Origin of the sequence: Constrictibacter sp. MBR-5 (assembly GCF_040549485.1) — a bacterium.
GTDB lineage: Bacteria > Pseudomonadota > Alphaproteobacteria > JAJUGE01 > JAJUGE01 > Constrictibacter.
In genome coordinates this window covers 64,652-91,564 of the sequence record NZ_JBEPTK010000006.1, presented here as the reverse complement: position 1 = coordinate 91,564, position 26,913 = coordinate 64,652, and the positions used below count along the sequence as shown (strand labels likewise).

Genomic DNA, 26,913 nt, shown 5'->3' with positions numbered 1-26,913 from the left:
ATGCGGCTGACGCCGAGAGAGCAGGACAAGCTGATGGTGGCGATGGCGGCGGTCGTCGCGCGCCGCCGCCTGGAGCGCGGCGTGAAGCTGAACTATCCGGAGGCGGTGGCGCTGATCACTGATTTCGTCGTCGAGGGTGCGCGCGACGGCCGCTCCGTCGCCGACCTGATGGCGGCCGGCGCCAACGTCGTCACCCGCGATCAGGTGATGGAGGGGATCGCCGAGATGATCCACGAGGTGCAGGTCGAGGCGACGTTCCCGGACGGGACGAAGCTGGTCACCGTGCACCAGCCGATCCGCTGAGGAGGCCGGGATGATCCCAGGCGAAGTCATTGCCGCCGATGGCGAACTGGTCCTCAACGAGGGGCGGCCGACCGTCACGATTCAGGTCGCCAATACCGGCGACCGGCCGATCCAGGTCGGCAGCCACTATCATTTCTTCGAGACGAACGGCGCACTGTCGTTCGACCGCGACAGGGCGCGCGGCATGCGCCTCGACATCCCGGCCGGCAGCGCGGTGCGCTTCGAGCCGGGGCAGACGCGCGAGGTGACGCTGGTGGCGTATCGGGGCGACCGGAAGGTCTTCGGCTTCAACCAGGCCGTCATGGGCCCGCTGGACACGGGGAACTGAGAGCATGCCTTTCCGCATCGGCCGCGCCGCCTATGCCGACATGTTCGGCCCCACCGTCGGCGACAAAGTGCGCCTCGCCGACACCGAACTGTTCATCGAGGTGGAGAAGGACCACACGATCTACGGCGAGGAGATCAAGTTCGGCGGCGGCAAGGTCATCCGCGACGGCATGGGCCAGAGCCAGGTCACCCGCGCCGGCGGCGCCGTCGACACCGTGATCACCAACGCCCTGATCCTCGATCATTGGGGCGTGGTGAAGGCCGACATCGGGATCAGGGACGGCCGCATCGTCGGCATCGGCAAGGCCGGCAATCCCGACGTCCAGCCCGGCGTGACCATCGTCGTCGGGCCCGGCACCGAGGCGATCGCGGGCGAGGGCAAGATCGTCACCGCCGGTGGCTTCGACTGCCACATCCATTTCATCTGCCCGCAGCAGATCAACGAGGCGCTCTATTCCGGCGTCACGACCATGCTGGGCGGCGGGACGGGTCCGGCGACCGGCACCAACGCCACCACCTGCACGCCCGGCCCCTGGCACATCGGCCGCATGATGCAGGCGGTCGAGGGGTTCCCGATGAACATCGGCCTCTCGGGCAAGGGCAACGCCAGCCGGCCGGAGGGCCTCGTCGAGCAGATCAAGTCGGGCGTGTGCTCGATGAAGCTGCACGAGGACTGGGGCACCACCCCGGCCGCCATCGACACCTGCCTGTCCGTTGCGGATGAGATGGACGTGCAGGTGATGATCCACACCGACACGCTGAACGAGTCCGGATTCGTCGAAGATACTGTCCGGGCCATCAAGGGGCGGACGATCCACGCCTTCCACACCGAGGGTGCGGGCGGCGGGCACGCGCCCGATATCATCAAGGTCTGCGGCGAGGCGAACGTCATCCCGTCGTCGACAAACCCGACGCGGCCGTTCACGGTGAACACGGTGGACGAGCATCTCGACATGCTGATGGTCTGCCATCACCTCGACCCGAAGATCCCCGAGGACGTGGCGTTCGCCGAGAGCCGGATCCGGCGCGAGACCATCGCGGCCGAGGACATCCTGCACGACATCGGCGCCTTCTCGATCATCGCCTCGGACAGCCAGGCGATGGGCCGCGTCGGGGAAGTACCGATCCGCACCTGGCAGACGGCGGACAAGATGAAGCGCCAGTTCGGCCGGCTGGCGGAGGAGACGGGCGACAACGACAACATCCGCGCCCGGCGCTACATCGCGAAATACACGATCAATCCGGCCATCGCGCAGGGCATGTCCGAGCACATTGGCTCGGTCGAGGTCGGCAAGCTGGCGGACCTGGTGATCTGGTCGCCGGCCTTCTTCGGCGTGAAGCCCGACATGGTGCTGAAGTGCGGTACCATCGCGGCCGCCGTGATGGGCGACCCGAACGCCTCCATCCCGACGCCGCAGCCGGAATATTACCGGCCGATGTTCGGTGCCTTCGGCCGGGCGCTCGCGGCCAGCGCGGTGACCTTCGTCAGCCAGGCGGCGATGGCCGAAGATCTGCCCGGCATGCTCGGCCTGACGCGGGAACTGGTGGCGGTCGGCAATACGCGCGGCGGCATCGGCAAGCGATCGATGATCCACAACGCCCTCACGCCGAAGATCGACGTTGATCCGGAAACCTATGAGGTGAGGGCGGACGGAAAGCTGCTGACCTGCGAGCCGGCGAAGGTTCTGGCGATGGCGCAGCGGTACTTTCTGTTCTGAGGAGGGCCGCCTGATGCGCCGCGCCTTTCGACACGCCCATGCCGGCCATTGGCCCGAGGCCGAAGCGGCGGGCACGGTCGTCCTCGACTTCGACGCGCGCCACCGGCGGCGCATCCGCCTCGCGACCGACGGCGGGGAGGACGTGCTTCTCGACCTGCCCAAGGCTGTCGCGATGGCGGACGGCGACGGGCTGGAACTCGACGGCGGCGGTTGGCTGCGGGTGACCGCGGCGCCGGAGCCGGTGGCCGAGATTCGCGCCGGTTCGGCGCATGCCATGGTTCGGGTCGCGTGGCATCTCGGCAACCGGCACCTGCCGACGCAGATCGTCGGGGACATGCTGCGCATTCGGCCCGACCATGTGATCGAGGAGATGGTGCGCGGCCTCGGGGCCGAGGTGCGGCGGATCGCGGCGCCGTTCCAGCCCGAGGGCGGCGCCTACTCCGGAGACGGCGGCGGGCACGGACATCACCGCCACGATCACGCCGACGATCATCATCACGAACACCACGGGCACCATCATCACCACGGCCATGAACACGGCGATTGATCCCGCGGCGGCCCTGCGGCTTCAGACCTGGCTGTCGCCGGCGTTTCCGATCGGCGGCTTCAGCTATTCGCACGGGCTGGAACAGGCGGTCGAGCTGGGCCTCGCGCGCGACAGGACGACGGCCGCGGACTGGATCGGCACGGTCGTGCGCCACGGCAGCGGCCGAAGCGACGCAATCCTGTTCGCCGCGGCGTGGCGTGCGGCGGAGAGCGGCGACCTGGGACCGGCACGACTGGGCGCCGCCTTCCGCGCCACAGCCGAACTCGCGCTCGAATCCGGCCAGCAGGGCGGGTCCTTCGTCATGGCGGTGCGCGCGGTGTGGCCAGACCCGCGCCTCGATCGCTGGGCCCGGGCACTGGCCGACGACGGGACCGTGCCGGTGCTGCCTGTCGCGGTCGGCACGGTGTGCGCCCTCCAGCCCATTCCGCTCGCCGTGGCCCTTCCGCTCTACCTGCAGGCATTCGCCGCGGGACTGGTGTCGGCGGCGGTCAAGCTGGTGCCGCTCGGCCAGACCGACGGGCTGCGGGTACAGGCGGCGCTGGAACCGGTGGTCGCCGAAACCGCCGCCGCCGCCATCGCCGCGGACATCGGCGATCTGGGCAGCGCCACCCCGATGCTCGACCTGTGCTCGATGCTCCACGAAACCCAGTATACGAGGCTGTTCCGCTCATGACCCATGGCCCGCTCCGGATCGGCATCGGCGGCCCCGTCGGCTCCGGCAAGACCACCCTCGTCGAGATGCTCTGCAAGGCGATGCGCGAGCATTACGACCTGATCGTCGTGACGAACGACATCTATACCAAGGAGGATCAGCTGATCCTGACGCGGTCCGGGGCGCTGCCGGCGGAGCGCATCGAGGGAGTGGAGACCGGCGGCTGTCCGCACACGGCCATTCGCGAGGACGCGTCGATCAACCTCGCTGCCGTGGCGCGGATGGTGGAGCGCTTCCCCGCATCGGAAGTCTGCTTCATCGAATCCGGCGGCGACAATCTCGCCGCCACGTTCAGTCCGGAACTGGCCGACATCACGATCTACGTCATCGACGTATCGGCCGGTGAGAAGATCCCGCGCAAGGGCGGGCCGGGCATCACGCGCTCGGACCTGCTCGTCATCAACAAGACCGATCTCGCACCCCTCGTCGGCGCCAGCCTCGCGGTGATGGACAGCGACGCGAAGCGCATGCGCGGAGAGCGGCCGTTCCTGTTCAGCAACCTGAAGGCGGGCGACGGGGTCCGCGAGGTGGTCGATTTCGTCGTCCGGGCGGGAGGCCTGCCGGTACGCACCGCCGCGTGACAGGCCGGCGCTTCGGAGCGCCCGGGCTGCCGGCGGCCATCGTCGTGGGGCTGCTGGCAGGGATCGCCGCCGGCTGCGCGCCGCGGCCGGACCATGCCAGGCTCTGCGGGCTGACGGTGGGCGCCTTTGCGCGCGGCGAGATCGGCGCGGTGCGCAGCGAGACCGTCGAGGACGGCGGCGTGCGCGTCTACTGGGAGGAACCGGACGGCGAGCACTGGGTCGAATGCGGCTTCACCGGGGGGCAGGGTGGTAGCCGCCGCGACCTGATGGACAGGGTCGCGACCGATCGCGACGGCTGGCTGACCCCGATGGAGCTCTTCTGGCTCGACCGATGGATGAGGTTGCGGGTCGATATCCCCGGCAGCGCTTCCCGGTCGGTGGAACGCGCGTCGAGCGGCTTCCCGCACGCGCTCTACCTTCTCCAGCAGATCCTGAACGCGCTGACCCTCGGCTGTGTGTACGCTCTGCTCGCCAACGGCTATGCGCTGATCCATCGGATCGTCGGACGCTTCAACCTCGCCTTCGGCGACATGGCCATGGTCGGGGCGGTGGTGACGGTCATCGCGACGGTCGCGGCCGGGACCGCCGGGCTCGCGATCCTGCCGAGCCTGGCTGCCGGTCTGGCGATGGCGGTGGTGGCGGGCGCGGCCGCCGGACTGGCCTGCGAGGCCCTGATCTTCCGGCCGCTGCGCCGCTCGGCCCCGCAGATGCCGCTGATCGCCAGCATCGGTCTCGCCCTGATCCTAGCGGAGGGCGTGCGCCTGCTGCAGGGCGCCGGCGACCTTTGGGTACAGGCGGGGCTGTCGCAGGTCGTGACGCTGGTCGGCGTCGGCGCGTTCGACGTGTCGACGACGATGCGCCAGCTGGTGCTGGTCGCCGGTACGGCGGTCGCCGTCGCGGGCGTCGTCCTGGTCGTCGGCGCGACCCCCTTCGGCCTGCGGTACCGCGCCGTGTCGCAGGATCCGGACACCGCGGCACTGATGGGCATCGACGGCGGCAGGGTCCGGTACGGCGCTTTCGCACTCGCCGGGGCCTGTGCCGGGCTGGCGGGTTTCGTCGTCGTGGCGCAGTACGGCGTCGCCAATTTCTCGATGGGACTGATGCTGGGATTCAAGGCGCTGACCGCGGCGGTGGCCGGCGGGCTCGGTTCGGTCGCGGGGGCCACGGCGGGCGGCTTCATGATAGCCATGCTCGAAACGCTGTGGTCGGCCTACTTCGGCGTCGCCTATAAGGACGTCGCGGTGTTCGCGCTGCTCTGTCTGGTGCTCATGGTGCGACCGCAGGGTGTGGCAGCGCCGGTTGTCCGCACATAAGATCGCACCGAATTTCCTATCGGAGGCACAGCATGCCCGCAGAGCGCAAGATCTACGGCGAAGACCACCGCATCTTCCGCGACGCCGTCGCCCGCTTCATGGAGCGTGAGGTCGTCCCCTATCACGACCAGTGGGAGAAGGACGGCGTCGTCTCGCGCGAGGTCTGGCTGAAGGCGGGCGAGGCGGGCCTGCTGCTGTCGACCGCCGCGGAAGAGTATGGCGGCGCCGGCGCCGATTTCGGCTACTGCGCGATCGTCATCGAGGAGAGCACGCGGGTCAACGCGAGCGGCCTCGGCTTCCAGCTCCATTCCGACATCGTGGCGCCCTACATCGAGACCTACGGCTCGGAAGAGCTGAAGAAGGCCTGGCTGCCGCCGATGGCCAAGGGCGAGATCATCGGCGGCATCTGCATGACCGAGCCCGGGACCGGCAGCGACCTGCAGGGCGTGAAGACGCGTGCGGTGCGCGACGGCAACGACTGGGTCATCACCGGTCAGAAGACCTTCATCACCAACGGCCAGAACGCCGACCTGTTCATCGTCGTCGCCAAGACCGATCCGTCGAAGGGCGCCAAGGGCACCAGCCTGATCCTGGTCGAGGCCGACCGGGCCGGCTTCAAGCGCGGCCGCAACCTGGAGAAGCTGGGTCTGAAGGCGCAGGACACGTCGGAACTGTTCTTCGAGGACGTGCGGGTGCCGGTCAGCAACATCCTGGGCGAAGAGAACCAGGGCTTCCGCTACCTGATGGAGCAGCTGCCGCGCGAGCGCCTGCTGTCCGCCATCCGCGCCGTCGCCTCGGCCGAGGTCGCGATCGAGTGGACGGTGAAGTACACCAAGGAGCGCGAGGCGTTCGGGCAGAAGATCTTCGAATTCCAGAACACCAAGTTCAAGCTGGCCGAGTGCCACGCCCAGGCGCAGATGGGGCGCGTCTACGTCGACAACTGCATCGAGCTGCTGCGCGAGGGCAAGCTCGACCTGGAAGCCGCGGCGATCGCCAAGCTCTGGTGCTCGGAGATGCAGGGCAGGGTGCTCGACGAGTGCCTGCAGCTGCACGGCGGCTACGGCTACATGTGGGAGTATCCGATCACCAAGGCCTATGCCGACGCGCGGATCAACCGGATCTACGCCGGCACCTCCGAGGTGATGAAGCTCATCATCTCGCGCTACCTCTAGCCGCCCGTCAACGGCACGTTCCGTGCAACCTCCCGGGGACGGGAGGGTGCCCACATGGCCGCGATCGTCACCAGCATGAACCCTCTGTACATCGCCGTCGTCGCCATGCTGGTGCAGCAGGCGTTCGCCTATATGAGCGGCCTGATCATGCCGGTCGCCGCGCCGGCGGTGGCGGCCGACCTCGGCATCAATCCGGCGCTGGTCGGCGTCTTCACCGGCTGCGTCTTCTTCGCCGGCATGTTCGCCCAGGTGTCGTGCGGCGCCTTCATCGTGCGGATCGGCGCCCTGCGCATGAGCCAGATCTCGCTCTGCATGATGGCGGCCGGCCTGCTGGCGATCACCTCGGGGCTGCTGCCGGTGATCGTCATCGCCGCCATGGTCATCGGCACGGGCTCGGCACCCTCCACCCCGGCCAGTTCGCAGATCCTGGCCCGCTACAGCCCGCCGCACCTGGCGCCGCTGATGTTCTCGATCAAGCAGACCGGCGTGCCGGTCGGCGCCATGCTCGCCGGGCTCATCGTGCCGATCTCCGTGGCCTATTTCGGCTGGCGCGGCGCCTTCGTCATCGGGGCGCTGATGTGCCTGACGCTGGCCGTCGTGCTGCAGCCGATGCGCGCCGAGTTCGACCAGGATCGCAATCCGAACCAGCGCTGGTCGCCCGCGACGGTCATCGACACGCTGCGCACCGTGCTGCGCCGGCGCGACCTGCGGGTCATGGCCATCGCCGCCTTCGCCTTCGTCGGGCTGCAGGCGGTCTTTGCCTCCTTCTTCGTCATCTACATGACGGGCGGCCTGCACTACGACCTGGAAACCGCCGGCTTCGCCTTCGCCATCGCCCAGGCGGTCGCGATTCCCGCACGCATCTTCTGGGGCTGGATGGGCAGCCGCTTCGTGTCGCCGCGGACCATGCTGGGCTGCCTCGGGCTCGGCATGGCGGCGGCATCGGTCGGCATGGGCCTGAGCGGCCCGACATGGCCTATCGCAGCCATCGTGCTGATGGCCTGCGCCTACAGTGCGACGGCGGTCAGCTGGCACGGCGTGCTGCTGGCCGAGGTGGCCAAGATCTCGCCCGACGGCCGGGTCAGCGCCATGACCGGCGGCGTGCTCTCCTTCGGCAGCGCCGGCATGATGTCGTTCCCGCTGGTCTTCAGCGCGATCCTCGGCGTCACCGACGTCTATGCCTTCGGCTTCTTGCTGGCCGCGGTGCCGGCGGTGGTCGCGTCCGTCCTGCTGTTCCGGCGCGACCCGCCCCATCTGCCGTCGGAAGCCGGCAACCCGCTCACCGATCCTGGAGCACGGTGAAGATGCCGGCGGCGACGACGATGACCGAGCCGACGACGACATAGGGGCCGGGCAGGTCGCCGAAGAGCAGGTAGCCGATCGCCGCCGCCCAGATCAGCTCGACATAGGTGAAGGGCGCCAGGACCGAGGCGGGGGCGGTCGAGAACGCCTCGATCATCAGATAGTGGCCGACGGCGGCGAGCAGACCGAGTGCCGCCATCATCAACCAGAGGTCGACACTCGGCGCCTGCCAGACGAAGGGCAGGACCGCACCCGTGCCGATCAGTCCGACGAGGTTGGAATAGAACACGATCGTCAGGCTGCTGTCGGTGCGGCCGAGGATGCGGGTCATCACCTGGAACAGGGCGAAGACGATCGCGGTGATCAGCGGCAGGACGAGTGCCCAATGCGCCTCGCCGAACCCCGGCCGCACGATCACCAGCACGCCGATCATGCCGATGCCGACGGCGGTCCAGTTGCGCCAGTCCACCCGCTCGCCGAGCCAGAGCGCGGAGAAGGCGACGATGAAGAGCGGCGCCGAGAAGGCCACCGCCACCGCGTCGGCCAGCGGCAGGTAGTAGAGCGCCGTCAGGAAGCAGATGTTGGCCGGCAGCTGCAGGAAGCCGCGCGCCAGCTGCAGGCGCAGGTTGCCCGTCCGGATCAGGCTGCGGAAGGGCGTGCCGACGAAGATCGGCGCCAGGGCCACGAAGAGGAAGAAGAAGCGGGCCCACGCCACCTGCATGACCGGCATCGCCGCCGTCAGCACCTTGGCGATCGTGTCCATCGCCGTCAGGCACGCCATCGCCACGATCAGCAGCAGGATCGCGCGCCGGACGGCCGCGGGGCCGTCGCGCCGCGCCACGAAACGGGCGAGCGTCACCTCCGGGGGCTCCTGTTCTCCGGTGGACGGCGACGCTACCCTGTGGCGATTGCCTGCGAAAGCGGCATTCAAACACCTGGCGCACGAGAGACTGGAGGAGCGGCATGTCGCGTTTCGGAGCCGAGGTCGTTCTGGACCGGCCGGCCTTCATCCACGAAACGGCGCTGGTCTTCGGCCGGGTGCGCATCGGCGAGGATGCGAGCCTGTGGCCCTATGCGGTGATCCGCGCCGAGTCGGATTTCGTCGAGATCGGCCGCGGCACCAACATCCAGGACCATGCCATGGTCCACATCGGCGGTGCGCACCCGACGCGCATCGGCGACTGGTGCTCGATCACCCACAAGGTCTGCATCCACGGCGCCACGATCGGCGACAACTGCCTGATCGGCATCGGCGCCACGATCATGGACGGCGCGGTGATCGGCGCGAACTCCATCGTCGCCGGGCATTCGATCGTCACCGAGGGCACGGTCGTGCCGCCGGGCTCGATCGTCGCCGGCGTGCCGGCGAAGGTGATCGCGCAGCGCGACGGCTTCGAGAAGACGCGGCGCAATGCGCTGCTCTATCTGTGGAACGCGCGCGCCTATGCCGAAGGCCGCCACCGTGCGTGGGACGATCCGGCGTGCAACGACTTCGTCGCGGTTGAGATGGAGAAGGCGCGGGGGATGCGGGGATAGGTTTTTATGGGGTTTTATGGGGGTGCCGCTCGCCCGTGTGAAACATTGTGGAACATGTTTGACCGAACGTTTCACGCCGGCCGGAGCGGCAGCATAGGGATTTGTGGTGTTTTATAGGGGTGAGCCGCTGTGGGCGCGCAGGTGGTGCAACCGGTGCGGCGGCGACGTTCCCTATCGATTGACCATGTGCAACAGCTGGCCGGCGTGCGGCTGAAGAAGTGTATCGGTATAAATTCCTTTTGTCCATCGCCACGCCAGTGTGCGCGGTGCCACTTTCACTGTCATTGCCGGGCTCGACCCGGCAACCCAGGGAAGCGCACAGGCTGGGAGTGGATCCCCGGGTCTCCGCTTCGCTGCGCCCGGGGATGACAGTGATAGGCGCCACGTACGTCCCCCTCTCGGGTAGGGGCCGCGTACGTCCCCCTCTTGGACAGGCGCCGCCCGTCGTCCCCCTCTTGCCGCGGGCGGGTAAAGTCCGTTCAAATCGCGGTCACGAAGCCGCAGGGCACGACGAGAGGGAACGCGGGACATGACGCAGCGCTGGAAGCACAGGCCGGAAGGGTCGAACTGGGGCGATTTCGGGCCGGACGACGAACTCGGCCGGCTGAACCTGCTGACGCCCGAGCGCGTCATGCGGGCGAAGGAGGAGATCGTGGAGGGGCGGACCTTCTGCCTCAGCCTGCCGCTCGACTATCCGGGCGGCAACGTGCTGAACCCGCGCCGTACGCCGCCGGTGCTGCAGCCGACGACGTCGCCGGAGAACGGCCTCGCCCGCTACAACTTCCCGATGCGGATGGAAGACCCGCGCTATCTCGACGTCGGCTGCGACGACCGGGTGCTGATGACGCTGCAATATTCGACGCAGTGGGACGCCTTCTGCCACATGGGGCAGCTGTTCGACGCCGACGGCGACGGGGTCGAGGAGATCCGCTACTACAACGGCTGGCAGGGCGGCACGGACATCGTCGGTCCTGTCGACTACGACCAGAAGACCGGCAAGGCGATCCCGCGCGAGGACGTGATGGGCGCGCGCCGGCTGGGCATCGAGAAGTTCGCCGAGAAGGGCATCGTCGGCCGCGGCGTCATGGTGAACCTGGCGTCGCATTTCGGCCGCGAGCGCAAGATCGTGACCTACGACGACTTCATGCGCGTGCTGGACACCGACAAGGTGGTGGTGGAAGAGGGCGACATGCTCTGCCTCTACACCGGCTTCGCCGACGTCATCATGGAGATGAACAAGAAGCCCGACGGGCCGACGCTGGCGCGTTCCTGCCCGGCGCTCGACGGCCGCGACCCGAAGCTGCTGCAGTGGATCACCGACAGCGGCATCGCGACCCTGTTCGCCGACAATTACGCCGTCGAGCAGATGCCGGCGCGGCCGGGCGAGGGCGACACCTATGCCGCCCTGCCGCTGCACAATCACTGCCTGTTCAAGATCGGCGTGCCGCTGGGCGAGATGTGGTGGTTCGGCGAGCTGGCGCCGTGGCTGAAGGCGAACGGCCGCTCGCGCTTCTTCATGACGGGTCAGCCGCTTCGCCTGCCGGGCGCTGTGGGTTCGCCCGGCAACGCCGTTGCGGTGGTGTAGCGGCCGGTGATCGACAAGCGGGTGGACAGTGCCGACGCCGCGATCGACGGCGTCGGCGACGGCGCGACCGTCATGATCAGCGGCTTCCAGAGTGCCGGCACGCCGAACGCGCTGTTGGAGGCGCTGCTGGCGAAGAACCTGCGCGGGCTGACCCTGGTGGTGAACGGCGTCGGCCATCACGGCACGCGGGTCGCCACCCTGTTCGAGCGGGGCTGCGTCGCCAAGGTGATCTGCAGTTCGGCGCGTGCCGGATCCGGGCGGCCCGGGCCGTTCGAGGAGCAGTGGAAGCGCGGCGAGGTCGAACTCGAACTCGTGCCGCAGGGGACGCTCGCCGAGCGCATCCGGGCGGGTGCGGCGGGGATCGCCGGCTTCTACACGCCGGTCGCGGTCGGTACCAAGCTGGCGGAGGGCAAGGAGGTCCGGTCGTTCGAGGGCAAGGAGTATGTCCTGGAGCGCGCCCTGTCCGCCGACCTGTCGATCCTGCGGGCCGACAAGGCCGACCGGTGGGGCAACCTCACCTATCACGCGGGCCAGCGGAACTTCGGCACGGTGATGGCGATGGCAGGCCGCGTCACCGCGGTGGAGGTCAACGAGATCGTCGACGGCCCGCTCGACCCGGAGCGGGTGGTCACGCCGGGGATCTTCGTGAAACGGGTCGTCGCCTTGCCGGATCTGCGCCGATGAAGGGCAACATGCAACCGCTCGACCGGAACCAGATGGCGTGGCGCTGCGCGCAGGACGTGGCCGACGGCGCCTATGTCAATCTGGGCATCGGCATCCCGACGCTCGTCGGCAACTTCATCCCCGGCGGTCGCGAGGTGATGCTGCAGTCCGAGAACGGGCTGCTGGGCATCGGCCCGGCCGCCACGGGCAACGGCATCGACCCGGACATGGTCGACGCCGGCGGGCAGAAGATCACGCTGCTGCCGGGTGCCTCGATCTTCGACTCCGCACTGGCCTTCACGATGATGCGCGGCGGGCACATCGACCTGACCGTGCTCGGCGGCTTCCAGGTGTCGGCGCGCGGCGACCTCGCCAACTGGGACGCGATGATGGAGGGGCGGGGCCCGCTGGTCGGCGGCGCCATGGACCTCGCCGCCGGTGCCAAGTCGGTCTGGGTCATCATGGAGCACGTGACGCGCGAGGGCGGCGCGCGGCTGGTGCGCGACTGCACCTATCCGCTGACGGCGAAGGGCGTGGTCAGCCGCGTCTACACCAGCATGGCCGTCGTCGACGTGACGCCGGACGGGTTTCTGGTGCGCGAGATGATCGAGGGAATGACCGAGGCGGACATGCGTCGCACGAGCGACGCGCCGCTGTCCTTCGCGCCCGATTGCGGCGTTCTGCGGACGCCCGCCTTCGGATAGGGTCGGCCCGAGGAACTTTCTCCGCGCCGATTGATTTGCCCACCGAACGACCCAACCATCGTTCGGTGTCCACTTCAATCGGAGAGACAGCATGAAGACGAAGCGCAGCTGGCGGAAGCCGACGGTCGAGATCGTCCGGGTCGGAACCGAGATCAACGCGTACGCCTGCGCCGATCTCGGCTGAACGGCGGCGGGAAGCGTCCCTTGCTGCATGTTCTGATCGTCGGATCGGCGGCCGGCGGAGGCTTTCCGCAGTGGAACTCCAACGGACCGGGTTGCCGGCGTGCCCGCGCCGGCGACCCGGCCGTCAAACCCCGAACCCAGTCGTCCATCGCCGTTTCGGCGGACGGCGAGCGATGGGTGCTCTTCAACGCCTCGCCGGACCTGCGAGCGCAGATCGACGCCAACCCGCAGCTTCATCCGCGCGGCGGCATCCGGTCGTCGCCGATCGCCGCGGTGGTGGTGACCAACGCCGATGTCGACCATATCGCGGGCCTGCTGACGCTGCGCGAGGGCGCGGCGTTCGCGCTCTACGGGATGCGCCAAGTTCAGGCGACCCTGGCGGCCAATCCGATCTTCAACGTCCTCGCGGCGGGGCTCGTGCCGCGGCGGAGCCTGGATGTCGGATCTCAGGTGCGTCTCGCGGATGCCGCGGGTGCCGAGCTCGGGATCGAGATCGAGGCGTTCGCCGTCCCCGGCAAGGTGCCGCTCTACCTCGAGGGCAGGGAAGAGGACCTCGTCATCGGCGAGGCGACCGGCGACGTCGTCGGTCTCTCGGTGCGGAGCGTCTCGGCGCCGGAGAGCCGCTTTCTCTACATCCCCGGATGCGCGGCATTGCCGGCGGATCTGCGCGCGCGGATCGAAGGCGCGCCGCTGCTGCTGTTCGACGGATCCTTCTGGCGCGACGACGAGATGGAGCGCGCCGGGGCGGGAACCAAGACGGCGGCCCGCATGGGGCATCTCGCGATGGACGGACCGGCGGGGTCGATCGCCGCGTTGCGGAGCGTCGATGTTCGGCGCCGCGTCTTCGTCCACATCAACAACACCAACCCGGTCCTGATCGACGATTCGCCCGAGCGTGCCGCGGTCGAGGCCGCCGACTGGGAGGTCGCGGAGGACGGCATGGAGATCCTGCTGTGAGCAGCGCGGCGATGAGCCCCGACGAGTTGGAAGCGGCACTGCGCGCGATCGGCGCCGAGCGCTATCACGACAAGCATCCCTTCCACCGGTCGCTGCACGGCGGCGAACTGGATTTCGGCCAGGTGCAGGCCTGGGCGCTCAACCGCTACTGCTATCAGGCGGCGATCCCGGCCAAGGATGCGTCGCTGCTGGCGCGCCTGCCGACGCCGGAACTGCGGCGCGAATGGCGTTCGCGGCTGGAGGATCACGACGGCACGGCGGACGATCCCGGCGGCATCGCGCGCTGGCTGGCGCTGTGCGAGGGGCTGGGGCTCGATCGCGACTATGTGGTGTCGATGCGGGGTGCGCTGCCGGGCACGCGGTTCGCGGTGGAAGCCTATGTGCGCTGGGTGCGCGAGCGGTCGGTGCTGGAGGCGGTGGCCTCGTCGCTGACCGAGATGTTCTCGCCGGCGATCATCGCCGAGCGCGTCGCCGGCATGCTGCGGCACTACCCGTTCGTCGACGAGGCGAAGCTGGGCTATTTCCTCAAGCGACCGCCGCAGGCGGGCCGGGATTCGGCGTTCGCGCTCGACTATGTGAAGCGGGAGGCGCGGACGCCTGAGGCGCAGGCGGCCGTCCTCGATTCGCTGCGCTTCAAGTGCGACGTGCTCTGGTCGCAGCTCGACGCGCTCCGCTACGCCTATGTGACGCCGGGCGACATACCGCCCGGTGCGTTCCGGCCGGAATGACGGCGGCCGGTGACATCGGCGCAGATGCGGTTCCGCGGTTTCCGCGCGGCGTGCGGCTGCGGTTCGACCGGGCGCGCGAGCGCTGGCTGGTGCTGGCGCCGGAGACCGTCCTGACGCCGGACGAGACGGCGGTCGAAATATTGCGTCTGGTCGACGGCGGCCGCAGCGTCGCCGCGATCGCCGCGGCACTGGCCGAAGCCTTCGACGCGCCGGTGGAGGAGATCCGGGCGGACGTGGCGGACCTCGTCGCCGACCTTGTGCGACAAGGATACCTGGAGACATGAGTGCTAGCGCGGTTATCGAGCAGCAGCAGCCGACGAGCGTCGGGCGGCCGATAGCGCTGCTCGCGGAACTGACGCATCGCTGTCCGCTGCGCTGCCCCTACTGCTCGAACCCGCTGGAACTGGCGCGGGCGTCGGCGGAACTGGCGACCGAGGAGTGGCGGCGGGTGTTCGCCGAGGCCGTAGCGCTCGGCGTGCTGCAGGTGCATCTGTCGGGCGGCGAGCCGGCGGCGCGCAGGGACCTGGAGGTGCTGGTCGAGGCGGCCGAGACGGCGGGGCTCTACACGAACCTCATCACCTCCGGCCTGCTGCTCGACCGGGGCCGGGTCGCCGGGCTGGCGGCTGCCGGGCTGCAGCACGTGCAGCTGAGCCTGCAGGGGACGCGGCCGGAGGAGGCGGAAGAGGTGGCGGGCCTGCGCGGCAGCCATGCGATGAAGATGGCGTTCGCGGGCCACGTGCACGACGAGGGGCTGCCGCTGACCGTCAACGCCGTGGTGCACCGGCGCAACCTGGACCGGCTGGACGAAATCGTCGCGATGGCGCTGGAACTCGGCGCGCGGCGGCTGGAGATCGCGCATGTGCAGTATCACGGCTGGGCGGCGGTGAACCGGGCGGCGCTGCTGCCGGATCGTGCGCAGGTCGCCGCCGCCGATGCGACGGTCGCGGCGGCGCGGGCGCAGCTGTCGGGCCGGCTGGCGATCGACTATGTGCCGCCGGACCAGTATGCGGTGCGGCCGAAGGCCTGCATGAACGGTTGGGGCCGGCAGTTCCTGGTGCTGACGCCGACGGGACGAGCGCTGCCGTGCCATGCGGCGGAGTCGCTGCCGGGGCTCGATTTCCCGTCGGTGCGCGACGGGTCGCTGGAGGACATCTGGTACCGCTCGGACGCCTTCATGCGCTATCGCGGCACCGGCTGGATGCCGGAGCCGTGCCGGAGCTGCGACCGGCGCGAGATCGACTGGGGCGGCTGCCGCTGCCAGGCGTTCGCGCTGACGGGCGACGCCGAGGCGACCGACCCGACCTGTGCACTGTCGCCGCATCGTGGGGTGCTGGAGGGGGCGGGGGAAGGCGACGACGCTGCCGCCTTCGTGCACCGGGCGATGGGGCGGCGCGCGGGGCGGTAGGGCGGGGCGGTAGGGCGGGGCGATAACTGCTCTAAATCAGTCGCTTCGGCCTTTTTTCTGAGGCCTTCGTTCAACTCCGTCATTGCGAGCGAAGGCGAAGCAACCCAGGGGAGGCGCTCGGGCTGTGGCCCTGGGTTGCTTCGTCGCTACGCTCCTCGCAATGACGGTGGAGGTGGCTGCGCGCCTCGCAATGACGGCGAAACGCGGTAGCGGATCACGGATAGGCGATGCCCATGGTCTCGGCGATCAGGGCGGGGCGGTCCTGGCCTTCGATCTCGATGACGCTGTCCGTCGTCATGCGGTAGCCGCCGTCCTTCGTCTCCTCGACCGACTTCAGCGTCTGGCGCAGGCGTACGCGCGAGCCGGCGGGGACCATGTTGGTGAAACGGACCTTGTTCGAGCCGTAGTTGATGCCGCGCGAGCGCTTGATCTCGTGCGTCGTCAGGCCGGCGATCAGCGACAGGGTCAGGTAGCCGTGCGCGATGGTGTTCTTCGTCGGCAGTTCGCGCTTGGCGCGTTCCACGTCGACGTGGATCCACTGGAAGTCGCCGGTCGCCTCGGCGAACTTGTTTATGCGCTCCTGCGAGACGGTGACCCAGTCGCTGACGCCGAGCTCCTTGCCGACATAGTCCTTCAGATCCTTGGGCTCGATGACGAGCATGGGGCTCTCCCTTTTCGTAATGGCGGGGTTTCGATGGCGCGCATTGTACGGACAGCCGCGCCAAAGAAAACGCCCCGCCGACGATGCCGGCGGGGCGTTCCGGGGACGTCGAAACGGTCAGGCGGCGCCGTAGCCGAGGACCGCCTTCACCTCGAGGAACTCCTCCAGGCCGAACTCGCCGCGTTCGCGGCCGTTGCCGGACTGCTTGTAGCCGCCGAAGGGCGAGGCGGGGTCGCCGGCCGGGTAGTTGATGTGCACGTTGCCGGCACGCATCCGGGCCGCGACCTTGCGGGCATGGTCGATGCTGCCCGACTGCACGTAGGCGGCGAGGCCGTAGACCGTGTCGTTGGCGAGCTCGATGGCCTGCTCCTCGCTCTCGTAGCCGAGGATCGCGATGACCGGGCCGAAGATCTCCTCGCGCGCGATCCGCATCTGCGGCTTCACGTTGGCGAAGACCGTCGGGCGGACATAGTAGCCGCGGTTCAGGCCCTCGGGACGGCCGGGGCCGCCGGTGACCAGTTCGGCGCCTTCGTCGATGCCGGCCTGGATCAGGTCCTGGATCTTGTCGTACTGGATCTGGCTGACGACCGGGCCGAGCTGGGTCTCCTCGGAACGCGGGTCGCCGACCTTCATGCCCTCGGCCGCCGACTTGGCGTACTGCTTCACCTCGTCCATGCGCTCCAACGGCACGAACATGCGCGTCGGCGCGTTGCAGGACTGGCCGCTGTTCAGGAAGCAGCCCATGACGCCCTTGGACACCGCCTTCTGGAAGTCGACGTCGGGCAGCAGGATGTTGGCCGACTTGCCGCCCAGCTCCTGGGTGACGCGCTTCACGGTGTTGGCGGCGGCCTTGGCGACGGCGATGCCGGCGCGGGTCGAGCCGGTGAAGGACATCATGTCGATGTCGGGATGGGCGGACATCGCCTCGCCGACCGTCGGGCCGTCGCCGTTGACGAGGTTGAAGACGCCCTTCGGCACGCCGGCCTCGTGGCAGACCTCGGCGAACAGCATCGCGTCGAACGGCGCGATCTCGGACGGCTTGAGGACGACGGTGCAGCCGGCGGCGAGGGCGGGGGCGACCTTCAGGACGACCTGATTGACCGGCCAGTTCCACGGCGTGATCAGGCCGCACACGCCGATCGGCTCCTTGGCGATCAGGGTATTGCCGCGGATCTCCTCGAACTTGTAGTGGTCGAGGACCGAGATCAGGGTCTTCAGGTGCTGCGGGCCGACGGCGGCCTGGGCGTTGCGGGCCAGGGTCGCGGGCGCGCCCATCTCACGCGAGATGGCCTCGGCGAACTCGCCGGCGCGGCGCTCGAACACCTCCAGGATGCGGCGCAGCAGCGCCTGGCGCTCGGCCGCGGAGGTAGCGGCGAAGGCCGGGAAGGCCCTGCGGGCGGCGGCGACGGCGCGGTCGACGTCCTTGGACGAGCCGAGGGAGATCTGGGCGTAGGCCTCCTCGGTCGACGGATCGATGACGTCGAGCACCTTCGGCTCGATCGGGTCGACCCAGGCGCCGTCGATGTAGAACTGGAGATCGTGCATGCGGCTCTCTCCCTCGCACTGCGATATGTTTGCAGGAATATAGCGCGTCGTGTCCCCGCGTGCCATGTGGCGCCTGCTGGCCGGTCGGCTGGCGGACGGAGCAGGATGCGCGGCGAGCTTATCCGGGGCCGGGCCGTCTGCGCCAGCCGTCTGCTGCGGCCGTCCCATCGATGGTGCCGGGACCGCGTTCGCGGCGTTTCCCGCGGCCGCGATTTAACGATATCGTGGCGCCACCGCCGGTCGTCGTCCGGCGCTGCGGCACCGCCCGCACACCCGGCTCTGATCGAGGAACAGGCATGCATCGCACCCCCGCGCATGGTTCGGCGCATTCACTGCGACGGGCGCTCGCCGCCGCCGCGGCGGCGCTGTTCCTGGCCGTAGCGGCGCCCGCGGGCGCCAAGCCGGCACCGGAAAGCTTCGCCGATCTCTCGGAAAAGGTCGTGCCGGCGGTCGTCAACATCTCCACCACGCAGACGCTGAAGCGCGAGGACCGGCCGGACATGCCGACCCCGGCGCCCGGGTCGCCGGAGGAACTGTTCAAGGACTTCTTCGACCGCCAGCGGCCGAACATCGCGCCGAAGCGCGCCATGTCCCTGGGGTCGGGCTTCATTGTCGGGCCCGAGGGCTACATCGTCACCAACCACCACGTCATCAAGGACGCGGACGAAATCGTCGTGCGCATGCACGACGACCGGCAGTTCGACGCCGAGATCATCGGCCGCGACACGAAGACGGACCTCGCCCTGCTGAAGGTGAAGTCCGACAAGCCGCTGCCCTTCCTGGAGATGGGCGACTCGGACACGCTGCGCGTCGGCGACTGGGTGATCGCCATCGGCAACCCGTTCGGCCTGGGCGGCACGGTGACCGCCGGCATCATCTCGGCCCGCCAGCGCGACATCAATTCCGGGCCCTACGACGACTTCATCCAGACCGACGCCTCGATCAACCGCGGCAATTCCGGCGGGCCGCTGGTCGGCCTGGACGGCAGGGTGGTGGGCATCGCCACCGCGATCTTCTCGCCGTCCGGCGGCAGCGTGGGCATCGGCTTCGCGGTGCCGTCGTCGCTGGCGGGGCCGGTCATCGAGCAGCTGCGCGAGTTCGGCGAGACGAAGCGCGGCTGGCTGGGCGTGCGCATCCAGACCGTGACCGACGAGATCGCAGACAGCCTGGGCCTGAAGGAGCAGCGCGGCGCACTGGTGGCCAGCATCACGCCGGGCGGGCCGGCCGAGAAGGCGGGGGTCCAGCCGGGCGACGTCATCCTGAGCTTCGACGGCAAGCGCGTCGACCGGATGCGCCGCCTGCCGCGGATCGTCGCCGAGAGCCGGATCGGCAAGGAGACGACCGTCGAAGTCTGGCGCAAGGGCAAGGAGATCAGCCTGCCGCTGACCGTGGGCGAACTGAAGGAGACGGAAGCGGCGGCGGCCGCCGCGGTCTCAGAGGAGACGCCGCAGGCTGAGAAGCAGGCGATCCCCGGCCTTGGCCTGTCGCTCTCGGTGATCACGCCGGCCCTGCGGAGCCAGTACTCGCTCGACGAGGACGTCGAGGGGCTCGTGGTCACAGCGGTCGACGACGGCGGCCCCGCCGACGAGAAGGGCGTGCAGGAGGGCGACGTCCTGGTCGAGGTGAATCAGGACGCCGTCGAAGACCCCGCGCAGGTGATCGAGAAGGTGGAGGCGAGCCGCAAGGACGGCCGGCGCTCGGTCCTGCTGCTGGTCGACCGTAAGGGCGACCTGCGCTTCATCGCGGTCGGAATCACGAAGAACTAGGCGGCGAACTCGTCGCGGCGGTAACCCTGGAGATAGAGCAGGGCGGTCAGGTCGGCGTGGTCGATGCGGAAGGGGGCCGCAGCCGCCACCGACGGCTTCGCCCGCCACGCCACGCCGAGTCCCGCGCGCAGCAGCATGGGCAGGTCGTTGGCGCCGTCGCCGACCGTCACCGCATCGTCGGTGGCGATGCCGAGGGCGGCGGACGTCTCGAGCAGCGCCTCGACCTTCGCCTCCTTGTCGAGGATGGGCTCGACGACCCGGCCGGTGAGGCGGCCGTCGACGATCTCGAAGTCGTTGGAGCGATCGGCATGGAAGCCGGCCATCGCGGCGACACGCGCCGTGAAGAAGCGGAAGCCGCCGGAGACGAGCACGGCATGCGCGCCGTGAGCGCGCATCGTCCGCACCAGCGTCTCGGCGCCCGGGTTCATCCTGACCTTCAGGAAGGTCCGGTCCAGCGCCTCGGCGGGGAGGTCTGCGAGCAGGGCGACGCGCTCGCGCAGCGCCGCCTTGAAGTCGATCTCGCCGTTCATCGCGCGCGCGGTGATCGGTGCGACGCGCTCCTTCACGCCGGCTTCCGCCGCGAGTTCGTCGAGCGTCTCGCTGTCGACGATGGTGGAATCCATGTCGGCGACGAGCAGGCGCTTGCGCCGGCCGGCGACCGGGACGACGGCGGCGTCGACGGGTGCGCCGGCGAGCGCCGCGCGGACGGCGTCGAGGGCGGCGAGAAGGGCGGCGTCGGCCGCCGCCCCGGCGACGGTAATTTCGCAGGCTTCGTCCGCAGCCAGCCAGGCGGGTTCCCCGGGGGACACGCCCACGGTGGCGAGGGCGTCGCGTGCTGCGGCGACCTGGACGGGGGCGAGCGCGGAGCCCGCCCCGGCGACGAGAACGAGGACATGGGTCATGCCGCCTTGTAGCCGCGACGCGGCCGAAGCCGCAAGCGGACGCGACGGAGCCGCCGCGGAACTGCCGGTGCTCGTGATTGCCGGTCCTACCGCGAGCGGCAAGTCGGCGCTGGCGCTGCGGGTCGCGGAGACGTTCGACGGGACGGTGATCAACGCCGACAGCATGCAGGTCTATGCCGGCCTGCCGATCGTGACGGCGCAGCCGTCGCCCGAGGACCAGGCGCGGGCACCGCACAGGCTCTACGGCTTCCGCGATCCGGCAGAGCCGTGCTCGGCGGCCGACTGGCGGGCCCTGGCGGTCGACGAGATCGCCGCCTGCCACGCGGCCGGACGGCTGCCGGTGGTGGTCGGCGGCACCGGACTGTACCTGCATGCGCTGCGCCACGGGCTCTCCCCGGTGCCGCCGGTGCCGGACGCGGTGCGGGCGGCGGCGCGGACCCTGCTCGCCGCGATCGGCAGTGCGGCGCTGCATGCGCGTCTGGCGGAACATGACCCGGCCGGCGCGGAACGGTTGCGGCCCTCGGATCCGCAGCGCGTCGTCAGGGCCTGGGAAGTTCTGGAGGCGACCGGACGGCCGCTGGCCGACTGGCAGGCGATGCCCGGGACGGTCGAGCCGGGCCGCCGCTTCCTGGAGCTGCTGCTGCTGCCGCCGCGCGAGACGCTGTACCCCGCATGCGACAGGCGGTTCGCGGCGATGCTCGCGGCCGGCGCGCTCACCGAGGTCGAGGCGCTGCTACGGCGCGGCCTGGACCCGGCGCTGCCGGCCATGAAGGCGGTCGGCGTGCCGGAACTGGCCGGGCTGCTGAGGGACGACCTCTCCATGACGGAGGCGACCGAGCGGGCGCAGCGGGCGACACGGCGCTATGCCAAGCGGCAGTTCACCTGGTTTCGGCACCGAATGCCCGGGGCGCGGCGTTTCGACGCGCAATTTTCGGAAAGTCTCGAACCGGAAATCTTCGCGATTATTCGTCGTTTCCTGTTGACCGGGCAAAACTGAGTCACTAGGTTGCGCGCTCCCTGGACCATGTCCGCTGCGGTGCGGCGGCAAATTGGTTCGCGACGGGTGGCAGAAGCCCGTCCGGGGCGCCATGTCCGGGCGAAGTCGAAGAGGAGCATATGATGTCCGAAGAACGTATGACCGGCGCGCAGATGGTGATCCGAGCACTGCTCGATCAGGGCGTCGATGCGGTATTCGGCTATCCGGGCGGTGCGGTACTTCCGATCTACGACGAGATCTTCAAGCAGAACCAGCTCCGCCATTTCCTCGTCCGGCACGAACAGGGCGCGGTGCATTCCGCCGAGGGCTATGCGCGCTCCACCGGCAAGGTGGGCGTGGTGCTGGTGACGTCCGGGCCGGGCGCCACGAACGCCGTCACCGGGCTGACGGACGCGCTGATGGACAGCATCCCGATCATCTGCCTCACCGGGCAGGTGCCGACGCATCTGATCGGCAACGATGCCTTCCAGGAGGCCGACACGACCGGCATCACCCGGCCGTGCACCAAGCACAACTATCTGATCAAAAGCGCGGACGATGTCGGCCGGATCATGCACGAGGCCTTCTACGTGGCGCGCAGCGGCCGTCCGGGCCCCGTGGTGATCGACATCCCGAAGGACGTGCAGTTCAACACCGGCACCTATGTCGGTCCGGACCAGGTGCGGCACCGCAGCTATCGCCCCCAGGTCGAGCCGTCCGACGGCACGATCGAGCGCGCCGTCGAGATGATGGCCGAGGCGAAGCGGCCGATCTTCTACGTCGGCGGCGGCGTCATCAATTCGGGGCCGCGAGCATCCGAGGCGCTGACCCGGCTGGTGCGCGCGACCGGCTTCCCCTGCACGCAGACGCTGATGGGCCTCGGCGCGTTCCCGGCGTCCGACCCGCAGTCGGTGGGCATGCTCGGCATGCACGGCATGTACGAGGCGAACCTCGCGATGCACCACTGCGACCTGCTGATCAACATCGGCGCGCGCTTCGACGACCGGGTGACGGGGCGGCTGGACGCCTTCGCGCCGAACAGCCGGAAGATCCACGTCGACATCGATCCGTCGTCGATCAACAAGAACGTCCGCGTCGACCTGGGCATCATCGGCGACGCCGGGACAGTGGTCGAGGCGATGCTGGCGCGCTGGAAGGAGACCAGGTCGGTGGCCGAGCAGAAGGCGCTGAAGACCTGGTGGCAGCAGATCGACGAATGGCGCGGCCGCGACTGCCTGCGCTACAAGCCGAGCGACACGATCATCAAGCCGCAATACGCCCTGGAGCGCCTGCACGCGCTGACCAAGGACCGCGAGCAGGTCTACATCACGACGGAGGTGGGCCAGCACCAGATGTGGGCCGCCCAGTTCCTGAAGTTCGAGAAGCCGAACCGGTGGATGACGTCGGGCGGCCTCGGGACCATGGGCTACGGCCTGCCGGCGGCGATCGGCGTGCAGGTGGCGCATCCCGACGCCCTGGTCGTCGACGTGGCCGGCGAGGCGTCGATCCTGATGAACATCCAGGAACTGTCGACCGCGGTGCAGTACAAGCTGCCGGTTAAGGTCTTCATCCTGAACAACCAGTGGATGGGCATGGTGCGGCAGTGGCAGGAGCTGCAGCACGGCAGCCGCTATTCCGAGAGCTATACCGCGTCGCTGCCCGACTTCATCAAGCTGGCCGAGGCCTTCGGACTGGTCGGGCTGCGGGCCGATCATCCGTCCCAGGTGGACGACGTCATCCGCGAGATGATCGAGACGGACAGGCCGGTCGTCGTCGACATGCGGGTCGACCAGACCGAGAACTGCTTCCCGATGATCCCCTCGGGCGCCGCCCACAACGAGATGCTGCTGAGCCTCGAAGACCGCATCGCGACGCCGACCTCGGAAGAGGGCATGGTCCTGGTCTGACCGCCTCCGCTCGTCGTCGCGGGCCGGAAACGGCGCGATCCAGTCCGGCGCAACGGCCCTGGATCGCTTCGTTGCTGCGCTCCGCACGATGACGGGCGGGAATAACCCGGGCAGGTCGCCCGCGCTCTGAACACCTCACGCCGCGAGGCACTTCCCGATGCTGCAAGAGCCCATCGAACGACACACAATCGCCGTGCTCGTGGAGAACGAACCCGGCGTCCTCGCCCGCGTGATCGGCCTGTTCTCGGGCCGCGGCTACAATATCGAGAGCCTGACGGTCGCCGAGGTCAACCCGTACGACCACCTGTCGCGCATCACCGTCGTCACCAGCGGCACGCGGATGATCATCGAGCAGATCAAGGCGCAGCTGTCGCGCCTGGTCCCGATCCGGTCGGTCGCGGATCTCACCGACGAGGGGCCGCGGGTCGAGCGCGAGCTGGCCCTGCTGAAGGTCTCCGGGCGCGGCGAAAGCCGTGTCGAGAGCCTCAGAATCGCCGACGTCTTCCGCGCCCGCGTCGTCGACAGCACCATCGAGTCCTTCGTCTTCGAAATGACGGGCTCGACGGAGAAGATCGACGCCTTTATCAAGCTCATGGAACCGCTCGGACTGGTCGACGTCGCCCGCACGGGTGTCGTCGCGATCTCGCGCGGAAAAGAAGGTCTGAAGCCGCCGCCGGTGCCCGCCACCGCCTGCCCCGAAAGGAAGAATTGAGATGCGCGTCTACTACGATCGCGATGCCGACCTGAACCTGATCAAGAACAAGAAGGTCGCCATCATCGGCTACGGCAGCCAGGGTCACGCCCACGCCAACAACCTGCGCGACAGCGGCGTCAAGGAAGTCGTCGTCGGTCTGCGCCCCGGCTCGGGCAGTGCGACGAAGGCCGAAGGCGCCGGCTTCAAGGTCATGGCGCCGGCCGAGGCGGCCAAGTGGGCCGACGTCGTCATGATGCTGACGCCGGACGAGGGGCACGCCGCGCTCTACGAGAGCGAGCTGAAGGACAATCTGCGCCCCGGCGCGGCGCTGGCGGTGGCGCACGGCCTGTCGATCCACTTCAACCTGATCGACCCGCGCAAGGACATCGACGTGTTCATGTGCGCGCCGAAGGGCCCGGGCCATCTGGTCCGCTCCGAGTACACGCGCGGCGCCGGCGTGCCGAGCCTGGTCGCGGTCCAGCAGGACTCGTCCGGCAACGCCATGGACCTGGCGCTGTCCTACGCCTGCGGCGTCGGCGCCGGCCGCTCGGCGATCATCGAGACGACCTTCAAGGAAGAGTGCGAGACCGACCTGTTCGGCGAGCAGGCCGTCCTGTGCGGCGGCCTCTCCGCCCTGATCCAGGCGGGCTACGAGACGCTGACCGAGGCGGGCTACGCGCCGGAGATGGCGTATTTCGAGTGCGTCCACGAGGTGAAGCTGATCGTCGACCTCATCTATGAGGGCGGCCTCGCGGCGATGCGGTACTCGGTTTCCAACACGGCCGAGTATGGCGACTACACGCGCGGCCCGCGCGTCGTCGACGCCGACACCAAGGCGCGGATGCAGACCATCCTCCGCGAGATCCAGACGGGCCAGTTCGCCCGCGAATGGATGCTGGAGAACCAGGTCGGCCAGCCCGGCTTCAAGGCGATGCGCCGCATGGGCGCCGAGCACGACCTGGAGAAGGTCGGCGAGCGCCTGCGCGGCATGATGCCGTGGATCGGCGCCAACAAGCTGGTCGACAAGTCGAAGAACTGAGATCGGTCGACGATCCGACGCGCGAATGCCCGGCCTCGTGCCGGGCATTTTCGTTTTGGGGACCCGCTATGGTGCCGGCGGCTTCCCGCGCGGCCGCTTCGGCGGCTTCGCCCGGTGCGCGGCCAGGGCGGCGCGGTAGGCCTCGGCGGCCCATCGGTCGAGTTCCTCGTCGTCGTCCAGCACCTCGCCCGGCGCCTCGTAGTAGGCGGCGACGGTCACGGTCCTGGACCTGCCCGGATAGCTGAAGGGCGCCGAGCCCGCCGCCTCGAAGGCCGGGCGGCTCCGTTCGTCCGTGCGCAGATAGAGCGAACCGCCGAAGACGAAGGCGAACTGCAGGCCGCCGACCTTCAGCGCGGCGCCGGAGAAGAAGCGGGCGACGCCGATCGGGCCGAGGCTGCGGATCCGGTCGGCGATCTCCAGCGCCAACTCCCGCGCCGAGGTCGGCGCCCTGTCCGGCAGGCCGGGCATCGGCGTGTCAGGTCAGGCCCTTGTTCGGGTTGATCAGGTATTTCGCACCGGTGGCCCGCTTACCGTAGGCGGCGACGTTCTCCGGCCGCAGCGCTTCGGCCAGCGATATCTCCGCGGAATACCGGCTCGCGAAGGTGGTCTTCAGGCCATCGACGACCCTGCGCCGCAGGCGTGCGCCGGTCTCGGGGCCCACCTTCTCCAGGAACCAGGGCAGCAGCCAGCCGCCGACGCTCCACGCCATGCCGGCGTTGCGCACGATCTCGACCGGACCGGTGTCGAGGCTGCCATAGACATAAACCTGCTTGCGGATGGGCGAGCCGTAGCGGCTGTACCCCGTCGCGTTGCGGCTCAACGCCGCCTCCATGCAATTGAGGATGGTGCCCGCGAGCCGGCCGCCGCCGATGGCGTCGAAGCCGATGGTGGCGCCCGTCTCGGCGAGGGCGTCCGTCAGATCGTCGGCGAAGGTGGGCGCCGTGCTGTCGCAGACCCAGCGCGCGCCGATGTCGCGCAGCAGCTGCGCCTGTTCGGCGCTGCGGACGATGTTGACCAGGGCGATGCCGTCTTCCAGGCAGATCCGCACCAGCATCTGTCCGAGATTCGAGGCGGCGGCGGTGTGGACGAGGGCGGTGTGGCCTTCGCGGCGCATCGTCTCGACCATGCCGAGCGCCGTCAGCGGATTGACGAAGCACGACGCTCCGTCGGCCGGCGACGTGCCGTCCGGCAGCACCAGGCAGTCGGCGGCGGCGATCTTCCGGTACTGCGTGTACATGGCGCCGCCGAACATCGCGACGGTCTTGCCGACCAGGGCCTGCGCCTCCGATCCGGCGGCGACCACCACGCCGGCGCCCTCGTTGCCGACCGGCATCGACTGGTCCAGCCGCCGCGCGAGCCCGGCGAGACGGTCGGCGGGCACCGTCGCGGTGAGCGTCGGCGCATCCGGGCTGCCGCCGGCGGCGATGGTCGCCATGTCCGCCGATCCCAGGAGCAGGCCGAGGTCGGACGGATTGATCGGCGACGCCTCGATCCGCACGACCACTTCGGCCGGCGCAGGCGGTGCGACCGTCACCCGTTGGAGCGAGAGTTCGAGCCGCCCGGTGGACGTCACCAGCGAGCGGAGTTCGAGACTCGATATCGCATCCGCATTTGCCATTGGCCTGCTCCCTGCTTCGTCGTTCTCGGCGTCGCGGGCGAGGATGGCAGGCCAGGGCCGGGGACGCCA

At 69.3% G+C, this 26,913-nt stretch carries 29 protein-coding genes; 23 read left to right on the top strand and 6 right to left on the bottom strand.

Features of this window, described 5'->3' with window-relative positions:
* From ABIE65_RS14430 to ABIE65_RS14390, 9 genes are read left to right on the top strand one after another with little or no spacing between them, the layout of a single operon-like run.
* Complete coding sequence (locus ABIE65_RS14430) at positions 1 to 303, top strand: urease subunit gamma (protein ID WP_354078596.1); 303 nt, start codon at positions 1 to 3, stop codon at positions 301 to 303.
* 10 nt (positions 304 to 313) lie between these two features.
* Positions 314 to 631 (top strand): urease subunit beta, encoded by a 318-nt coding sequence (locus tag ABIE65_RS14425; RefSeq protein WP_354078595.1) that lies wholly within the window; start codon positions 314 to 316, stop codon positions 629 to 631.
* 4 nt (positions 632 to 635) lie between these two features.
* Complete coding sequence (gene ureC, locus ABIE65_RS14420) at positions 636 to 2,348, top strand: urease subunit alpha (RefSeq protein WP_354078594.1); 1,713 nt, start codon at positions 636 to 638, stop codon at positions 2,346 to 2,348.
* 13 nt (positions 2,349 to 2,361) lie between these two features.
* Complete coding sequence (locus tag ABIE65_RS14415; protein WP_354078593.1) at positions 2,362 to 2,895, top strand: urease accessory protein UreE; 534 nt, start codon at positions 2,362 to 2,364, stop codon at positions 2,893 to 2,895.
* Positions 2,879 to 3,568: an urease accessory protein UreF gene (locus ABIE65_RS14410; RefSeq protein WP_354078592.1), complete on the top strand. Its 690-nt coding sequence runs from the start codon at positions 2,879 to 2,881 to the stop codon at positions 3,566 to 3,568. The genes ABIE65_RS14415 and ABIE65_RS14410 overlap by 17 nt, the downstream gene beginning before the upstream one ends.
* Positions 3,565 to 4,188, top strand: a complete 624-nt coding sequence (ureG, locus tag ABIE65_RS14405) for an urease accessory protein UreG (protein ID WP_354078591.1) — start codon at positions 3,565 to 3,567, stop codon at positions 4,186 to 4,188. The genes ABIE65_RS14410 and ureG overlap by 4 nt, the downstream gene beginning before the upstream one ends.
* Complete coding sequence (locus ABIE65_RS14400) at positions 4,185 to 5,501, top strand: branched-chain amino acid ABC transporter permease (RefSeq protein ID WP_354078589.1); 1,317 nt, start codon at positions 4,185 to 4,187, stop codon at positions 5,499 to 5,501. Before ureG ends, ABIE65_RS14400 begins: the two co-directional genes overlap by 4 nt.
* A gap of 32 nt (positions 5,502 to 5,533) precedes the next feature.
* Complete coding sequence (locus ABIE65_RS14395; protein ID WP_354078587.1) at positions 5,534 to 6,673, top strand: acyl-CoA dehydrogenase family protein; 1,140 nt, start codon at positions 5,534 to 5,536, stop codon at positions 6,671 to 6,673.
* Positions 6,674 to 6,727: 54 nt separating this feature from the next.
* Positions 6,728 to 7,975 carry an MFS transporter gene (locus ABIE65_RS14390; protein ID WP_354078586.1) on the top strand — a complete coding sequence of 416 codons (1,248 nt, stop codon included), beginning with the start codon at positions 6,728 to 6,730 and terminating at the stop codon, positions 7,973 to 7,975.
* Here ABIE65_RS14390 and ABIE65_RS14385 read toward each other — a convergent pair.
* Entirely contained in the window at positions 7,953 to 8,834 is an 882-nt protein-coding gene (locus tag ABIE65_RS14385) for a DMT family transporter (RefSeq protein ID WP_354078584.1), read from the bottom strand. The genes ABIE65_RS14390 and ABIE65_RS14385 overlap by 23 nt on opposite strands.
* A gap of 104 nt (positions 8,835 to 8,938) precedes the next feature.
* Between ABIE65_RS14385 and ABIE65_RS14380 the strand changes: the two genes are divergently transcribed.
* The 9 genes from ABIE65_RS14380 to pqqE all read left to right on the top strand — a co-directional run bounded on the left by ABIE65_RS14380 (position 8,939) and on the right by pqqE (position 15,736).
* Positions 8,939 to 9,511 carry a gamma carbonic anhydrase family protein gene (locus ABIE65_RS14380; RefSeq protein ID WP_354078583.1) on the top strand — a complete coding sequence of 191 codons (573 nt, stop codon included), beginning with the start codon at positions 8,939 to 8,941 and terminating at the stop codon, positions 9,509 to 9,511.
* A gap of 529 nt (positions 9,512 to 10,040) precedes the next feature.
* Positions 10,041 to 11,096 (top strand): cyclase family protein, encoded by a 1,056-nt coding sequence (locus tag ABIE65_RS14375; RefSeq protein ID WP_354078581.1) that lies wholly within the window; start codon positions 10,041 to 10,043, stop codon positions 11,094 to 11,096.
* Between the two features lie 6 nt (positions 11,097 to 11,102).
* Positions 11,103 to 11,780, top strand: a complete 678-nt coding sequence (locus tag ABIE65_RS14370; protein ID WP_354078579.1) for a CoA transferase subunit A — start codon at positions 11,103 to 11,105, stop codon at positions 11,778 to 11,780.
* Entirely contained in the window at positions 11,777 to 12,463 is a 687-nt protein-coding gene (locus ABIE65_RS14365) for a 3-oxoacid CoA-transferase subunit B (RefSeq protein WP_354078577.1), read from the top strand. Before ABIE65_RS14370 ends, ABIE65_RS14365 begins: the two co-directional genes overlap by 4 nt.
* A gap of 91 nt (positions 12,464 to 12,554) precedes the next feature.
* Positions 12,555 to 12,647 carry a pyrroloquinoline quinone precursor peptide PqqA gene (gene pqqA / locus ABIE65_RS14360; RefSeq protein WP_354078575.1) on the top strand — a complete coding sequence of 31 codons (93 nt, stop codon included), beginning with the start codon at positions 12,555 to 12,557 and terminating at the stop codon, positions 12,645 to 12,647.
* Positions 12,648 to 12,667: 20 nt separating this feature from the next.
* Complete coding sequence (pqqB, locus tag ABIE65_RS14355) at positions 12,668 to 13,603, top strand: pyrroloquinoline quinone biosynthesis protein PqqB (protein ID WP_354078573.1); 936 nt, start codon at positions 12,668 to 12,670, stop codon at positions 13,601 to 13,603.
* Positions 13,600 to 14,331, top strand: a complete 732-nt coding sequence (pqqC, locus tag ABIE65_RS14350) for a pyrroloquinoline-quinone synthase PqqC (RefSeq protein WP_502918536.1) — start codon at positions 13,600 to 13,602, stop codon at positions 14,329 to 14,331. Before pqqB ends, pqqC begins: the two co-directional genes overlap by 4 nt.
* Positions 14,328 to 14,615, top strand: coding sequence for a pyrroloquinoline quinone biosynthesis peptide chaperone PqqD (gene pqqD, locus ABIE65_RS14345; protein WP_354078571.1), 288 nt, complete (start codon positions 14,328 to 14,330; stop codon positions 14,613 to 14,615). Before pqqC ends, pqqD begins: the two co-directional genes overlap by 4 nt.
* On the top strand, positions 14,612 to 15,736 hold the full coding sequence (pqqE, locus tag ABIE65_RS14340) for a pyrroloquinoline quinone biosynthesis protein PqqE (protein WP_354078569.1): 1,125 nt from the start codon (positions 14,612 to 14,614) through the stop codon (positions 15,734 to 15,736). The genes pqqD and pqqE overlap by 4 nt, the downstream gene beginning before the upstream one ends.
* Before the next feature lie 214 nt (positions 15,737 to 15,950).
* On the opposite strand, the gene ABIE65_RS14335 is transcribed toward pqqE, so the two are convergent.
* Positions 15,951 to 16,397, bottom strand: coding sequence for a MaoC family dehydratase (locus tag ABIE65_RS14335; protein ID WP_354078567.1), 447 nt, complete (start codon positions 16,395 to 16,397; stop codon positions 15,951 to 15,953).
* A 117-nt stretch (positions 16,398 to 16,514) separates the two neighbouring features.
* Complete coding sequence (locus ABIE65_RS14330; RefSeq protein ID WP_354078566.1) at positions 16,515 to 17,942, bottom strand: aldehyde dehydrogenase family protein; 1,428 nt, start codon at positions 17,940 to 17,942, stop codon at positions 16,515 to 16,517.
* Positions 17,943 to 18,238: 296 nt separating this feature from the next.
* Between ABIE65_RS14330 and ABIE65_RS14325 the strand changes: the two genes are divergently transcribed.
* Positions 18,239 to 19,708, top strand: a complete 1,470-nt coding sequence (locus ABIE65_RS14325; protein ID WP_354078565.1) for a DegQ family serine endoprotease — start codon at positions 18,239 to 18,241, stop codon at positions 19,706 to 19,708.
* Here the strand turns inward: ABIE65_RS14325 and serB are convergent.
* Complete coding sequence (serB, locus tag ABIE65_RS14320; protein WP_354078563.1) at positions 19,705 to 20,610, bottom strand: phosphoserine phosphatase SerB; 906 nt, start codon at positions 20,608 to 20,610, stop codon at positions 19,705 to 19,707. The genes ABIE65_RS14325 and serB overlap by 4 nt on opposite strands.
* On the opposite strand from serB, the gene miaA reads away from it, so the two are divergent.
* From miaA to ilvC, 4 genes are all read left to right on the top strand, one after another.
* Complete coding sequence (miaA, locus tag ABIE65_RS14315; protein ID WP_354078561.1) at positions 20,609 to 21,607, top strand: tRNA (adenosine(37)-N6)-dimethylallyltransferase MiaA; 999 nt, start codon at positions 20,609 to 20,611, stop codon at positions 21,605 to 21,607. The two genes, serB and miaA, sit on opposite strands and share 2 nt — an antisense overlap.
* Positions 21,608 to 21,729: 122 nt before the next feature.
* Entirely contained in the window at positions 21,730 to 23,493 is a 1,764-nt protein-coding gene (locus tag ABIE65_RS14310) for an acetolactate synthase 3 large subunit (protein ID WP_354078559.1), read from the top strand.
* Positions 23,494 to 23,650: 157 nt separating this feature from the next.
* The gene (gene ilvN / locus ABIE65_RS14305) at positions 23,651 to 24,205 is read left to right on the top strand and encodes an acetolactate synthase small subunit (RefSeq protein WP_354078557.1); all 555 of its coding nucleotides are present in this window, start codon (positions 23,651 to 23,653) and stop codon (positions 24,203 to 24,205) included.
* Position 24,206: 1 nt separating this feature from the next.
* Positions 24,207 to 25,226 carry a ketol-acid reductoisomerase gene (gene ilvC / locus ABIE65_RS14300; protein ID WP_354078555.1) on the top strand — a complete coding sequence of 340 codons (1,020 nt, stop codon included), beginning with the start codon at positions 24,207 to 24,209 and terminating at the stop codon, positions 25,224 to 25,226.
* 66 nt (positions 25,227 to 25,292) lie between these two features.
* Here the strand turns inward: ilvC and ABIE65_RS14295 are convergent, their stop codons facing one another.
* Positions 25,293 to 25,694 carry a TfoX/Sxy family protein gene (locus tag ABIE65_RS14295; RefSeq protein ID WP_354078553.1) on the bottom strand — a complete coding sequence of 134 codons (402 nt, stop codon included), beginning with the start codon at positions 25,692 to 25,694 and terminating at the stop codon, positions 25,293 to 25,295.
* Between the two features lie 7 nt (positions 25,695 to 25,701).
* A complete protein-coding gene (locus ABIE65_RS14290; protein WP_354078551.1) occupies positions 25,702 to 26,844 on the bottom strand; it encodes a zinc-binding dehydrogenase in 1,143 nt (380 codons plus the stop codon).
* Between the last annotated feature and the right edge of the window lie 69 nt (positions 26,845 to 26,913).